Source organism: Frankia sp. AiPs1 (genome assembly GCF_023716945.1).
In the GTDB taxonomy this organism is placed as follows: domain Bacteria; phylum Actinomycetota; class Actinomycetes; order Frankiales; family Frankiaceae; genus Frankia.
In genome coordinates this window covers 26,280-40,564 of sequence record NZ_JAMQQF010000013.1, presented here as the reverse complement: position 1 = coordinate 40,564, position 14,285 = coordinate 26,280, and the positions used below count along the sequence as shown (strand labels likewise).

Sequence of the window (14,285 nt, the reverse complement as noted above, 5' to 3'; positions counted from 1 at the left end):
CCCGCCGCCGTGCGCTGCGCGACGGGCTCACCGGGCTGCCGAACCGGATGTCGTTCCTCGACCGGCTCGGGCGGGCGCTCGCCCAGGCCGAGGCCGACGGGTGGCAGCAGCGGGTGGGCCTGCTCTTCGTCGATCTCGACGGTTTCAAGGCCGTCAACGACTCGGTGGGCCACCAGGCGGGTGACTGGGTGCTGCGCGACGTGGCGGCACGGTTGCGGCGCGCGGTCCGTCCCGGCGACACCGTCGCCCGCCTCGCCGGCGACGAGTTCGCCGTGCTCTGCGCGGGGATCACCTCGTCGGACGCCGTCATCGGCATCGCCGACCGGATCGTCGAGACCGCCGCCGTGCGCTCGCCCGACGGCGGCCCGCGGGTCACCTCCAGCGTCGGCGTCGCCGTGTCCGGCCCCGGGCTGAGCGACCCCCGCGAGATCCTGCACGCCGCCGACATCGCCATGTACGCCGCCAAGCGCCAGGGCCGCCACCGCCGCATCCTGTTCGACGAGTCCCTGCGCACCCAGCCCACCCGCCGCCGGCCCCGACTCGGCCCGCTGGCGCACGCCGAAGCCGCCCCCTCGGATCCCGGTCCGGCCGGGGCGCTCTGACCGGCGTCGATGATCTCGTCAGCAACTGCTCCGGTTCTCGGCCCACGGGGACCTTCGGCATCGGGTGGCCGGTGGGGTCGCTGGATATCCGGGCCGCCCGCTGCCTCCGTCTGGTGACCCGAAGGATTCCCCGGAAGGACCCGTCGATACAGTCACTTTCCGGCGGGGCCCGGACACGGTGGACCCCGCGCGGGGGAGGCCATCGACGAAGTTCGGACTGGCGAGTGCGGAGGTACGACATGCGTGGCGAACCCGGGGGGCGTCCGGGCCTGGTGGCCATCTCGCTGGCCGCCCTGCTGACCGCCGCCGGCTGTGGTGGCTCCACCGTCGCCACCGGCACGAGCCCGCTCCCGACCTCCGCGACGTCTCCGACGCCGGCGGTGGCTGCCGGGAGCGGCACGTCGCCGGTCCCGCGGTGCGAGGCGGGGGACCTGGCCGTCACGCTCGGTGCGGTGGACGCCGCGGCCGGCGGGCAGCATCAGCGTCCGCTGGTCGTGACGAACCGGTCGCCGCGGCGCTGCGCCGTGACCGGCTACCCCGGGGTGCGGTTCGTCGCCCGCGACGGATCGGCCTACGACGTCGTGCGATCGCCGCTCGTCCGACCCGGCCGGATCGACCTGCCGCCCGGCGCCAACGCCCGGGCCAACCTGACATACCTGGCCACCGAGCCCGGCGACAGCGGCGCGTTCCTCCCCGCGCGCGTCCTCGTCACCCCGCCGGACACGTTCACCGCGGTCCCGCTGAGCTGGGACGGCGGTTCTGTCCTCGACCAGTCGGGCGCCACCCACCCGGGCACCTACATCACGGCCTTCACCGCCGGGTAGCCGCCGTCGGGAGCGCTGAGATCTGGGCGGAGATCTGAGCGGAGCCGGCCAGCGCGGCGGGTGGTGGGGAAGCCGGGCGGCGAGGGTGTCGAAGTAGCGGTGGGCGGCCCAGGCCTGGCATCGAGTGCGTACACGCGTAGACGATCTCGTCGGTCCACTCGCCGCGCAGCAGCTCGCGGGCCGCCTCGGTGGATTGTCGGCGCTCGATCGGGTTGCGGACGGGTTGCGGGAGGGGGTGCGGACGGAATTTCGGTACAGTCCGGTCAGGTACTTTCCACGACGTGCGGGGGAGCGTGGTGCGCGCCGGGCTTCGGGTCTTTGTCAGCCATACGTCGGACATGAATACGTACCCGGCTGACCGGGCCTTCGTGCGGGCGGCGGCGGACGCCGTGCGCCGCAGTGGGCACATCGCCATCTCCATGGAGGACTTTCCCGCGGTCAGCAGCCTGCCGGCGTCCTTCTGCCAGGAACAGGTCCGCGAATGCGATGTGTACATCGGGGTCATCGGCTTTCGATACGGCTCACTGGTGGCGGGCGGCCTGCACGACGACGCCCCGGCGGTGGGCACCGCGTCTGCAACCGTTGCGCCGCAGGAAGATCCGGCCGGGGGATCCAGACCGACGGCGGGCCCGCCGCGTAGGACGGCCGTCTCCTACACGGAACTGGAGTTCCTCACGGCGGTCGAGAGCGAGATTCCCCGGCTGTTGTTCCTGCTGCACGAGGACACCCCGATTCCGCGCGGTCTTACCGACCGCAATCTCGACCTGGTCGACGCTTTCCGGGCGCGGCTACGTTCCGCCGGTGTGATCGTCGGTACCTTCCGCACCGCCGACAGCCTGGAAGCGCAGGTCACGCGCGCGCTGACCCATCTACGGCGCGGCGGTGAGGACGATCCCGTGCGTTTTGTCGGGCCGGTCGATCCGCTGGATCCGGCCGATTCGGTCGATCCGGCCGATTCGGCCCGGCTGGTCGATTCGGCCCGGCTGGTCGATTCGGCCCGGCTGGTCGATTCGGCCGGACTGGTCGATTCGGCCGGGCTGGTCGATCCGAAGCCCATTGTCGACGTCGGTGGCGATGAGCGGACTTCGCCCGTCCCACCGGCGGCCACGGTCTGGTGGCGACGCCGGCGGCGTTACGTGATCGGCGCGGCGGTCCTCGCCGGCGCCGTCGCCGCCGGGTCGTTGCTCGGCGCCGGGGTGGGGCGGTCGGGATCGTCGCGCGCCTGCCGGTCGGTCGCCCCCGTGACCGCGCTGCCGGCCGCGGAGACGTGGGTGGGATCCCACAGCGAACAGTGCATCGGGTTCAGCGACGGCGCGTACACCTTCGACTCCACCTCACCCGACCTCGTCGCGCTGCTGACCACGATCGGTCGCCAGAACGCCGCCGTCGCCGGCAAGGGCGGGGTGTACACGGTGGTGGTCGCGGCCCCGCTGACCGGCGTGCACTCCCGACCCGGTGGCGTGCAGGCCGACTCGCCGACGACCGTCGGGCAGGGGGGCCTCAACGAGCTGCGCGGGGCGCAGCTCGCCCAGGCGGCGATCAACGCCGCCGCGGACGCCCCCGGCTCCCGGGCCCGGATCCGGCTCCTGGTCGCCAACGTCGGATGGCAGTCGGCTGGCGCGCTCACCGTCGCCGAACACATCGACACGGTGGCCCGCGGCGACCCGGGCCTCGCCGGGGTCCTGGGCCTGTTCCAGAGCACGGCGGCCGCCCGGCAGGCGGTGGCGCTGCTCAGCGACACCACCCACATCCCCATCGTGTCGTCCACCGCCTCCGACGACGGCTTCACCCTGCCCGTCGGGCCACCCGGGCAGACCCGCCGCGCGTTCGACTGGTACTTCCGGGTCGGGTCGACCAACCGCCGGGAGGCGGGCGTCATCGCGCGGGCAATCCCGGAGATCATGAAGCTGGAGGGGCGCGGCGACGTGCCGATCCGGCCGTTGATCGTCTCCGCGGGCGTGGTCGGTGACCCGAACGCCCCCGGCGCTGACCACTACAGCGACAACCTCGCCCAGGACGTCAGCGCCGAGCTGCGCCGGCTGCCCCACGCCGCCCCGGCCGTCCTCGCGCCCTTCCCCACCTCGAAGCAGGCGGCGTCGACCAGCGCCGCGGACGGCGGCCCCACCGTGCCGGGCGTCCTCGGCCACGCGCTGAGCGCGCGCTGCACCGGGCCGCAGCGGCCGAACCTGCTCGTCTACACCGGCCGGACCACGAGCGTGAGCATCCTGCTGGAGGCCCTGGCCGGCTCCGGCTGCGGCAGGGCGGACCCGCATCTGCCCATCATCTCCGGGGACGACGCGATGGAACTGGAGACCGACCCGGGGGAGATCGCGTGGAGCGGCCAGGGCGGCCACACCTTCTACTTCGCCGACTTCGGCCTCGCCCAGCCTGGCGACGTCACGCAGTCGTACCTGGAGCAGGTCGGCCCGGCCAGCCCGGTACCCGGGCAGTGGGCGGCGCAGGTGCGCGGCACCCCGCAGCGGCTCATCTCCGGGCACACGATCGTCGCCTTCGATGCAATGTCGGTCCTCGCCCGGGCCATCGGCGTCGCCGAGCGCACCAACCCGCCGCCTGGCCAGCTCCGCGCGAACATCAAGACGGGCCTGGACGGCACCTGCGGCGATGGCGCCCTCGCCGGCGCGAACGGCTACATCAGCTTCGACCGGTACGGCGACTCGACCAGCGCACCGGTGCTCATCCGCCGGTTCGACCCGACGGATGCCACGGTGAGAACCGTCGCCCCCGGCACAATCGCGGAAAGCCTGCACCGCCCCACCACCGCGACGGCCGACTGCACCGTCCTCTGAGCCGGCTCCGGCCCGGCTCCGGCCCGGCCCCGGCGCGGTCGCTGTCGCTGGCGCCCGGGCGAGCGTCCGGGCGACGCCACCGGGTAACTGGTTGCGTCCGGGCACAACCACGGTTGACGATCGGCAGGTTTGGCTCGTGGCCCTGGAGGGGAGCAGCGTGGTTGCGCAGGACCAGGGCCCGGGGCGGGCCGCACCATCGCCCCCGTCGTTCGAGCCGGCGACACCGGCCGCGGACCCTTCCGAGGACGCGCCCTTAGGACGGGTGTCTGCCGGGCGGACGCACGCCGGCGGCAGCGGCAGCGGCGGCAGGGGTGGCCGCGTCGCCCGCGCGGAGTCGGCGTCGGAGCCGGCCAGCGGGCGCCGGGACCGGCAGCTCATCCTGCTGACGTGCCTCGCGGGGATGTTCGCGACGACGTTCACGGCGACCGTGCTGTCCGTATCGATCCGCACGGTGGCCGGCGACCTGCACAGCAGCGTCGACGTCATCTCCTGGGCGGTGACCGGCTCGCTGCTCGCGCAGGCGGTCGCGATGCCGATCCTCGGCCGGGTCGGCGACATCCGCGGGCACCGGCGCACGTTCCTCGTCGGCTCCGTGCTCGCCGTGGTGTTCTCGCTGGCGACCGCGGTGGCCTGGGACCCGGTGTCGCTCATCGCCTTCCGCGCACTGGCGCAGGTGGCGGGCGCCGCGACGATCCCCGCGTCGTTCGCGATGCTGTTCCACGCCTTCCCGCCGCACGAGCGGGTGCGGCCGTCGGCCTGGGCGTCGGGGGTGCTGTCCGGGGCGTCGGTGAGCGGGCTGGCGATCGGCGGGCTGGTCATCGACTCGATCGGGTGGCGGCCGCTGTTCGTCATGCAGGCCGGGATCGCCCTGGTCCCGCTGATCGCCGCGGTGAAGGTGCTGCCGGTCGACGTCGGCAACCGCAGCCTGAGGTTGGACAAGACCGGCGCGCTGGTGCTCGGTGCGGCCACGTTCGCGCTGACCTTCGGGGTCAACCGGGCCGCCGGCTGGGGGCTGCGGCCGATCGTGATCGGCCTGCTCGTGGCCGTCCCGCTGCTGCTGTGGCTGCTGGTCGTGGTCGAGCGGCGCACCGACATGCCGGTCATCCCGACGGTGCTGCTCGTCGAGCGCGACATCCGGGCCGCGGGGGCGAGTTCGTTCCTGCTCGGCGCCGCCCACATGGGTAACTTCCTGGTCACGCCGCTGCTGCTGGAGGGGGTGTTCGGGCTGTCGGTCGCGGCCACCTCGCTGGTGACGATGACCCGGACCCTGTCGATCGCGCTGGCCGCGCCGTCGGCGAGCCGGCTGGGGGCCTGGATCTCGCCGCGGGTGCTCGCGGGCGTGGCCGGCGGGGTCTACACGATCGCCCTGGCCGTGCTCGCCCTCGGCACGCAGGCCCACCAGCTCCCCGTGGTCGTCGCCGGCCTGATCGTCAGCGGGCTGGCGTTCGGGCACGCCCAGCCGCCGCTGCTGGTGATCACCGGCAACGCCGCCGCCGCCGACAGCTTCGGCCTGGCCACCTCGCTGCAGCAGACCGCCAACCAGATCGGCGCGGTGATCGGGATGAGCCTGCTCTCGGCGATCGTCGGCGACGCGCTGCACGCCGCCCCGTTCACCGTCGCCTACCTGACCGCCGCCGGCCTGTCCGCCGCCGCCGGCCTCGCCATCCTCTTCGCCCGCCGTTCGCCCACCAGCCCTGCCGATCCGCAGGCACCGAACCCGGTGGTCAGGCTGGAGCCGGAGGTCAGCCCGGCCCGACGATCGGCGGAAACCGCGGCAGGTTGACCTGGAGCTGCGGGCCGTTACGGTCGAGTTCGGCGAGCCAGGCGGTGGCACGGGCGTCGGACGGGGCCCGCCAGTCGCCGCGCGGCGACAGGGTGCCGCCGAAGGAGACCTTCGGGCCGTTGGGCAGCGCCGAGCGCTTGAACTGCGACGCCATGAACCGGCCGAGGAACTCGCGCAGCCAGCGCACGATCGTCGCCACGTCGTAGGCGTGCCGCTCGCCGTCGGGGAAGCCCGCGGGCCAACCGGACGTCGCCGCGTCGCGCCAGGCGTGCCAGGCGAGGAAGGCGATCTTCGACGGGGCCAGGCCGTGGCGCAGCAGGTGGTAGAGGAAGAAGTCGTGCAGCTCGTAGGGGCCGATGCGGTCCTGGGTGCTCTGCATCGCGCCGGTCTCGGCGTCGGCGGGAACCAGCTCGGGGGAGATCTCCGTGTCCAGGACGGCGGTCAGCAGCTTCCCGGTGTCGGCGTCGAACTGGTCGTGGCTGACGGCCCAGCGGATGAGGTACTGGATCAGCGTCTTGGGCACGCCCGCGTTGACGGCGTAGTGGCTCATCTGGTCGCCGACGCCGTAGGTGCACCAGCCCAGCGCCAGCTCGCTGAGGTCCCCGGTGCCGACGACGAACCCGCCGTGGTGGTTGGCCAGCCGGAACAGGTAGTCGGTGCGCAGCCCGGCCTGCACGTTCTCGTAGGTGACGTCGTAGTCGGCGACGCCCTCGGCGGCGGGATGGCCGAGGTCGGCGAGTAGCTGGCGGGCGGCGGGGCGGATGTCGATCTCGGCGGCCTCGACGCCGAGCGCCCGCATCAGCGCCCAGGCGTTCGCCTTCGTCTCGGCCGAGGTCGCGAACCCCGGCAGGGTGTAGCCGAGGATCGTCGTGCGCGGCACCCCGAGGCGGTCACACGCCTTCGCCGCGACGATCAGCGCGTGCGTCGAGTCCAGCCCGCCGGAGATGCCGATCACCATCCGGCCCCCGCCGGTCGCGGTGAACCGCCGGGCCAGACCGTGGACCTGGATGTTGAACGCCTCGTAGCAGTCGAGGTCGAGCCGTTCGGGGGTGTCGGGGACGAACGGGAAGCGCCGCTGGTGGCGGCGCAGCCCGACGTCACGGCGGTGCGGGCGGTGGTCGAAACGGACCGTGCGGAAGCGCTGCTCGGGCTGGCCGGCCAGGACGGCGGCGTCGTTGAACGTGCCCGTGCGCATCCGTTCCTGGCGCACCCGGGCGAGGTCGACGTCGGCGACGAGGAGCTGGGGGGAGTCGGCGAAGCGTGCGGACTCGGCGAGCAGATCCCCGAGCTCGTGGATGGTGCCCTGCCCGTCCCAGGCCAGGTCGGTGGTGCTCTCGCCGGTCCCGGCCGCCGAGTAGACGTAGGCGGCCATCGTCCGCGCCGACTGGGCGGCGCACAGGTGGGCGCGGTCGGCGGCCTTCCCGACGACGATGTTCGACGCCGACAGGTTCGCCAGCAGCGTCGCGCCGGCCATCGCCGCGTACGACGACGGCGGGATCGGCGCCCAGTAGTCCTCGCAGATCTCGACGCCGACGACGAGGTCGGCCAGGTCCGCCGCCTCGAAGATCAGGTCCGTGCCGAACGGGACCGTCCGCCCCGCGACGGTGATCTCCTCGCCGGTGACGCCGGCGCCGGAGGCGAACCAGCGCTTCTCGTAGTACTCGCGATAGTTCGGCAGGAACGTCTTGGGCACGACGCCGAGGATCCGCCCGCGTGAGATCACCAGCGCCGTGTTGTAGAGCCGCCCGCGCCGGCGCAGCGGCGCCCCGACCAGCAGCAGCGGCCCCAGCTCGCGGCTGGCCCGGCACACCGTGTCGACCGCCTGCTCGACCGCGTCCAGCAGCGCGTCCTGCAGGTGCAGGTCGTCGAGCGCGTACGACGACAGCCCGAGTTCCGGGAAGACGACGACGTCGACACCGTCCGCATCCGCCCGCCGCGCCAGCGAGACCGTCGCCTCGGCGTTGCACGCCGGGTCCGCGGTCACCACCAGCGGCGTGGCCGCCGCGACCCGCACCAGGCCGTGGCTGTGGATCGCGGCGAACTCCCGCGGCTCGCCGAAGTCCCGCGGCTCGCCGAACTCTGGCTGGGTCACATCGCCTCGCATCCTGTCGTCGCACCGGTCATCCCGCACTGTTGCCGTCCCGCACTGTTGCCGTCCCGCACTGTTGCCGTCCCGCACTGTTGCCGTCCCGCACTGTGCCCGTCCCGCGCTGTTGCCGTCTCGCATTGTTGCCGTCCCGATTGTCGTCCTCCCGCCAATGGGTGAGCACCTTCGATCCGCCCGCACCACCGGTGGTGCCATCGGCGGTGCGGTTCACCGCGGCCCGCGGCCGTGGAACGAGCCCGCGGGCCGGCCCGCGCCCGGGCTCGCACCGCCGGCGGTCGCCGACCGCGCGGGCAGTGACCCGTCCTGGGCAGGACCGATGCCGACTCCTACCGGACGACAGGGCACCTCGAAGGTGCTCAACCAGGGACTCACACCGGTAACTTCCGTCCGCCGGGAAGGGAAGGAAGTCCCTCGCCGCTGCGTCATCCCGCGCCGACTCTGGGTGTATGGGTCAGAAGACGATCGATGGTAACGAGGCCGCCACCTCGGTGGCCTACCGGGCAAGTGAGGTGATCGCCATCTACCCGATCACCCCGGCGTCGGGAATGGGAGAGCTCGCCGACGCCTGGGCGACGAAGGGCCGGGCGAACATCTGGGGTGCGGTCCCCGAGGTGGTCCAGTTGCAGAGCGAGGGCGGCGCCGCCGGTGCCGTGCACGGGGCGTTGCAGGCCGGCGCCCTGTCGACCACGTTCACGGCCTCCCAGGGCCTGCTGCTGATGCTGCCCAACATGTTCAAGATCGCCGGCGAACTGACGCCGATGGTCCTCCACGTCGCCGCCCGTACCATCGCCACGCACGCGCTGTCCATCTTCGGTGATCACAGTGACGTGATGGCCGCGCGCTCGACCGGCTTCGCCATGCTCGCCTCCTCGTCCCCCCAGGAGGCCCATGACCTGGCCGCGGTCGCGCACGCGGCCACGTTGGAATCCCGCATTCCGTTCCTGCACTTCTTCGACGGCTTCCGGACCTCGCACGAGCTCAACGAGGTCACCGAGATCGACGACGCCACGCTCGCCGGGCTGCTGTCCGCCGAGCGCATCGAGGCGCACCGGCTGCGCGCGCTGTCCCCGGACAGCCCGGTGATCCGCGGCACCACCCAGGACCCCGACACCTTCTTCCAGGCCCGGGAGGCGGCCAACGCCTACTACACCGCCGTCCCCGGAATCGTGCAGCGGGCGATGGACCGGGTGTCCGCCGCCACCGGGCGGGCGTACCGGATCTTCGAGTACGAGGGTCATCCCGAGGCCGAGCGGGTCGTCGTCGTCATGGGTTCGGGCCGCTCGGCGGTGCGTGACGCCGTCATCCGGCTGGTCGCCCGCGGCGAGCGGGTCGGCTTCGTCCAGGTCCGGCTCTACCGGCCCTTCGACGGCGCGGCGTTCCTCGCCAGCCTGCCGGCGACGGTCCGCTCGATCGCGGTCCTCGACCGGACGAAGGAGCCGGGCGCGCTCGGTGAGCCGCTGCGCCTGGACGTGCTCGCCGCCCTCGCCGAGCGGCCCGAGAGCATGCCGCGGGTCATCGGCGCCCGCTACGGGCTGGCGTCGAAGGAGTTCACCCCGGCGATGGCGGCGGCCGTGTTCGACGAGCTGGCCCGCCCACAGCCCCGCCGCGAGGTCACCGTCGGCATCCACGACGACCTCACGAACCTCTCCCTCGACGTCGACGACCACGGCCACCCGGAGCCCGACGACGTGCGGCGCGCGGTGTTCTACGGGCTCGGCAGCGACGGCACCGTCGGCGCCACCCGCGCCACCGCCGCGATCGCCGCCGACCACACCCCGCTGCACGCGCAGGCGTACTTCGTGTTCGACTCCAAGAAGTCGGGCTCGATGACGGTGTCGCATCTGCGCCTGTCGCCGCGCCCGGTCGACGCCCCCTGGCTCATCGACGACGCCCAGTACGTCGGCTGCCACCAGTTCTCGCTGCTCGAACGGGTCGACGTCCTCGCCGTCGCCGCCACCGGTGCCACCGTGCTGATCAACAGCCCGTACCCGGCGGAGGAGGTCTGGGCGCACCTGCCGGCCAACGCCCAGCGCCACCTGCTCGACCGCGACGCGCGGCTGTTCGTCGTCGACGCCGACCGGGTGGCCCGCGACGCCGGCCTGCCCGGGATCGTCAGCCCCGTGTTGCAGACCTGCTTCCTGACCCTGTCCGGCCTGCTGGCGACCGACACGGCGGTCGCGGCGGTCAAGAACGCCATCCGCATCGCCCAGGGCAAGCGCGGCGAGGCGGTGCTGCAGCGCAACTTCGCCGCCGTCGACGCCTCCCTCGGCGCGCTGGCCCAGGTCGACCTGACCGGCCGGACGGCGGGGGAGCGCACGACCCGGCGGCTGTCCGGCGACGCGCCGGTGTTCGTCAAGGAGGTCACGGCCCGGATCATGGCCGGCGAGGGAAACCTGCTGCCGGTCAGCGCGCTGCCGGTCGACGGCACCTTCCCGGTCGGCACGGCCCGCTACGAGAAGCGCGCCATCGCCCACGAGCTGCCCGTCTGGGACGCCGAGCTCTGCATCAACTGCGGCAAGTGCACGATCGTCTGCCCGCATGCCGCGATCCGGATGGCCGCCTTCGACCCGGCGCTGCTCGCCGACGCCCCGGCGACGTTCAAGTCGCGTCAGCCCAAGGACAAGGACCTCGCCGGGCTGCGGGTGAGCATCCAGGTGGCGCCGGACGACTGCACCGGCTGCACCCTGTGCGTCAAGGTGTGCCCGGCGACCGACCGGCAGAACACCGAGCACAAGGCCCTCGACATGGTCGCCGCCGCGCCGCGCCTCGCCGAGGAGCGCGCCGGCTGGGCGTTCTACGAGACGCTGCCGCCGATCGACCCGACGCGCATCTCCGCGGAGAACGTCCGCGGCTCGCAGCTGCGCCAGCCGCTGTTCGAGTTCTCCGGCGCCTGCTCCGGCTGCGGCGAGTCGCCCTACCTGAAACTGCTCACCCAGCTGTTCGGCGACCGCACCCTCATCGCGAACGCCACCGGCTGCTCGTCGATCTTCGGCGGGAACCTGCCGACGACGCCGTGGACGACGGATCCCGACGGCCGCGGCCCGGCGTGGTCGAACTCGCTGTTCGAGGACAACGCCGAATTCGGCCTGGGCATGCGCCTGGGGCTCGACAGCCACGCGCGGGAGGCCCGCCGGCTGCTGGCCGCCGCCGCACCGATCGTCGGCGACGCGCTCGTCAAGGAGCTCCTCGACGCCGACCAGACGACCGAGGCCGGCATCCTCGCCCAGCGAGCCAGGGTCGCCGAGCTGCGCCGGCGCCTCGCCGGCACCAAGCACGACGCCCGCCTCGACCCGCTCGTCGACAACCTCGTCGACAAGAGCGTGTGGATCGTCGGCGGCGACGGGTGGGCCTACGACATCGGCTTCGGCGGCCTCGACCACGTGCTGGCCTCCGGCCGCAACGTCAACGTGCTCGTCCTCGACACCGAGGTGTACTCCAACACCGGCGGGCAGGCGTCGAAGTCGACGCCGCGCGGGGCGGTCGCGAAGTTCGCCGGCGGCGGCAAGCGGACCCGCAAGAAGGACCTCGGGCTCATCGCCGCCGCCTACGGCGACGTCTACGTCGCGCAGGTCGCCCTCGGTGCCAACGACCAGCACACGGTGCGGGCGTTCAACGAGGCGGCGAGCTGGCCCGGCCCGTCGCTCATCGTCGCCTACAGCCACTGCATCGCCCACGGCATCGACATGACCGAGGGCCTGTCGCACCAGAAGGCGGCGGTGAAGTCGGGCTACTGGCCGCTGTACCGGGTCGACCCGCGTGCCGAGCAGGCGTTCAGCCTGGACTCGCGCAAGCCGTCGATGACCTTCGCCGAGTTCGCCGCCACCGAGTCCCGGTTCACCCGGCTCGGCGCGGTCGCCCCCGACGCGGCCGCCGAGCTGGCGGAGCTCGCCCAGGACGACATCAGCGCCCGCTGGCAGACCTACGAGCACGAGGCCGCCGCGGCCCCCCGCACCCCCGACGGCTCGCAGACCTGACCGACACCGACACCGGCCCCCGCCGCCGCCCAGCCGGACGGCGGCGGGGCCCGGGCACTTCCTTGCCCTTCGGGGGGGCTTCACGCCCGAAATGCCCCCCCGAAAGGGCAAGAAAGCCGAGGTCTCGACGGCGGTTGACGGCGGCGGGGGCCCGGGTGGGTCAGGGCCGGCGAGGTTCGGGGGCTCGCCACGTAGTGTCTGGATGTTCCGGTGGATTTGTGCCGGTTTCGCAGTGTTTTCAGTCTAGGAGGGTTCGGCGTTGACGGAGAAGGTTGGTCCGGAGTGGGGGCCGCTGGCGGCCCTGGCCGGCGAGTGGGAAGGCGACCAGGGAGTCGACGTCGCCTTCGGCAACGTCGAAGGTTCGATGATCACTACCCCCTACCGTGAGCGGGTCACCCTGAAGCCGTTCGGCCCGGTGGCCAACGGCTCGCAGCAGCTCTACGGCCTGGACTACAAGATGGCCGCCTGGCGGTTCGGCGAGGAGGCCCCGTTCCACACCGAGCTGGGCTACTGGCTGTGGGACGCCGAACTCGGCCACGTCATGCGCAGCTTCCTGGTGCCCCGCGGCCAGACCCTGATCGCCGGCGGCGTCGTCGCGCCCGACGCGACCAGCTTCACCCTGCGCGCGGAGCTCGGCTCCACCACGTACGGCATCCTGTCCAACCCGTACCTGGCTCGCGCGGCGAACACGACCTTGTACGAGGTGACCATCACCGTCAACCCCGACGGCAGCTTCGCCTACGACGAGACCACCACGATCGCCCACGCGCGGGTGGCCAGCGGCCCGGTCGCCCACACCGACCGCAACACCCTGCGCCCCGTCGCCTGACGCCTGACGCCTGAGGCCGGTCGCCGGTCGCTGGTCGCCCGGGCCCGCTGGCCCCTGGCCCCGCCGGCCCGTGATCGGGGCCTGACACCGGTGGCCCGCAGTTGCGGTGCGTTCCGCACGGTCCTGCTCCTCGGAGCCGTACACAGCGCACCGCAACCAGGGCGCCGCAACCAGGGCGCCGCAACCTGCGCCGCATCGGGCGGGCAGCTCGGTGCCTGCCGTCGTCAGCGCGGTGTGAAACCCGCCTCCGGCAGGCCGCCGGCGTCCCGCTCGACCGCAGGCGGCTCAGGTCGCCGTGGCAGCACCACCGTCCGGCCCTCCTCGGCCCGCCGGAGTCCGTCGCCGTCTCGGCACGCCGTGCCGTTGACCGCCCGGCCGGTCGCCGTGGGCGGCAGTCGGACACTCCCCGTTGCGACGACAACGGGGAGCCGACGGCGCTGTCCTACGCGAAGGACGGCAGCACGTGGCTGGCGTTTTCCGAAGCGAACTCGGTCTATGGGCGGATCCGGTCCGAGTCGACGCCGGCGTCGGTGAAGACCTTGGGTTACGACCCGTCGGGCAGGTTGACGTCGGTGGCGGACACGGTGCGTTATGGTGGGCCAGCATCGTGCACGACCCAGGTGTATGCCTACGACGCGGATTCGAACCGACTGTCGTTGACGAGCTATCCGGATGGTGAGGGTAGTGATGCGGGCACCTGCTCGACGTCAACATTGGCGACTGGTTATTCTTTCGGCTATGATCAGGCTGATCGACTCACGAACAGTGGGTACGCCTATGATCTGTTCGGTCGGACGACGACGGACCCGTATCCGCCGTCCGGGTCGTCGGCGAGTCTCGGCTACTACGTGAACGACCTGGTCGCCAGCGAGACCGTCGGTTCGTCGACGCGGTCGTATGCGTTGGATCCGGCGCGGCGGGTTCGGTCGTGGTCGGACGGGTCGACGACGACGGTGAACCACTACACGTCGGGGTCGGGGGACAGTCCCGCGTGGATCGGGGTCGGTTCCTTCTGGACCCGGAACATCACCGGCATCGGTGGTGACCTGGCCGCCTTCCAGACCGACGGCGGCGCGGTCACGCTGCAGTTGGCGAACCTGCACGGCGATGTGGTCGCCACCGTCGACGACACGACCTCGGTCGGCTCGCCGGCGAGCTACGCGGAGTCCACCGAGTTCGGCAGCCCGTACTTTCCAAGCTCGGCCTACTCGCGTTACGGCTGGCTCGGTGCAAAGCAGCGTTCCCGTGACACCCTGTCGGGCCTCACCCTGATGGGCGTCCGGCTCTACGATCCCAGCCTCGGCCGTTTCGCTATGCGGGGACTGGACCGGAAGGCGAGGATCGCACCGTGTCATCGCC

At 72.7% G+C, this 14,285-nt stretch carries 7 protein-coding genes; 6 read left to right on the top strand and 1 reads right to left on the bottom strand.

Annotation, left to right across the window (positions count from 1 at the left end):
• The 4 genes from ND748_RS03515 to ND748_RS03500 all read left to right on the top strand — a co-directional run.
• On the top strand, nucleotides 1–602 hold a 602-nt coding region (locus ND748_RS03515; protein WP_251743960.1), incomplete at its 5' end, for a GGDEF domain-containing protein.
• Nucleotides 603–841: 239 nt separating this feature from the next.
• Complete coding sequence (locus ND748_RS03510) at nucleotides 842–1,426, top strand: DUF4232 domain-containing protein (protein WP_251743959.1); 585 nt, start codon at nucleotides 842–844, stop codon at nucleotides 1,424–1,426.
• 338 nt (nucleotides 1,427–1,764) lie between these two features.
• Complete coding sequence (locus ND748_RS03505; RefSeq protein ID WP_251743957.1) at nucleotides 1,765–4,233, top strand: DUF4062 domain-containing protein; 2,469 nt, start codon at nucleotides 1,765–1,767, stop codon at nucleotides 4,231–4,233.
• A 262-nt stretch (nucleotides 4,234–4,495) separates the two neighbouring features.
• A complete protein-coding gene (locus ND748_RS03500; RefSeq protein ID WP_374215833.1) occupies nucleotides 4,496–6,016 on the top strand; it encodes an MFS transporter in 1,521 nt (506 codons plus the stop codon).
• On the opposite strand, the gene ND748_RS03495 is transcribed toward ND748_RS03500, so the two are convergent.
• Nucleotides 5,976–8,120, bottom strand: coding sequence for an NAD(+) synthase (locus ND748_RS03495; RefSeq protein ID WP_285901543.1), 2,145 nt, complete (start codon nucleotides 8,118–8,120; stop codon nucleotides 5,976–5,978). The two genes, ND748_RS03500 and ND748_RS03495, sit on opposite strands and share 41 nt — an antisense overlap.
• A 449-nt stretch (nucleotides 8,121–8,569) precedes the next feature.
• Between ND748_RS03495 and nifJ the strand changes: the two genes are divergently transcribed.
• Both nifJ and ND748_RS03485 read left to right on the top strand, forming a co-directional pair.
• The gene (gene nifJ / locus ND748_RS03490) at nucleotides 8,570–12,097 is read left to right on the top strand and encodes a pyruvate:ferredoxin (flavodoxin) oxidoreductase (protein ID WP_251743955.1); all 3,528 of its coding nucleotides are present in this window, start codon (nucleotides 8,570–8,572) and stop codon (nucleotides 12,095–12,097) included.
• A gap of 259 nt (nucleotides 12,098–12,356) precedes the next feature.
• Nucleotides 12,357–12,926 carry a heme-binding beta-barrel domain-containing protein gene (locus ND748_RS03485; protein ID WP_251743954.1) on the top strand — a complete coding sequence of 190 codons (570 nt, stop codon included), beginning with the start codon at nucleotides 12,357–12,359 and terminating at the stop codon, nucleotides 12,924–12,926.
• The last annotated feature ends 1,359 nt before the right edge of the window (nucleotides 12,927–14,285 follow it).

Bases quoted from the DNA above. Each gene is read 5' to 3' on its own strand.
- ND748_RS03495 (WP_285901543.1), bottom strand. From the start codon at position 8,120: ATGCGAGGCGATGTGACCCAGCCAGAGTTCGGCGAGCCGCGGGACTTC.
- ND748_RS03510 (WP_251743959.1), top strand. From the start codon at position 842: ATGCGTGGCGAACCCGGGGGGCGTCCGGGCCTGGTGGCCATCTCGCTG.
- ND748_RS03505 (WP_251743957.1), top strand. From the start codon at position 1,765: ATGAATACGTACCCGGCTGACCGGGCCTTCGTGCGGGCGGCGGCGGAC.
- nifJ (WP_251743955.1), top strand. From the start codon at position 8,570: ATGGGTCAGAAGACGATCGATGGTAACGAGGCCGCCACCTCGGTGGCC.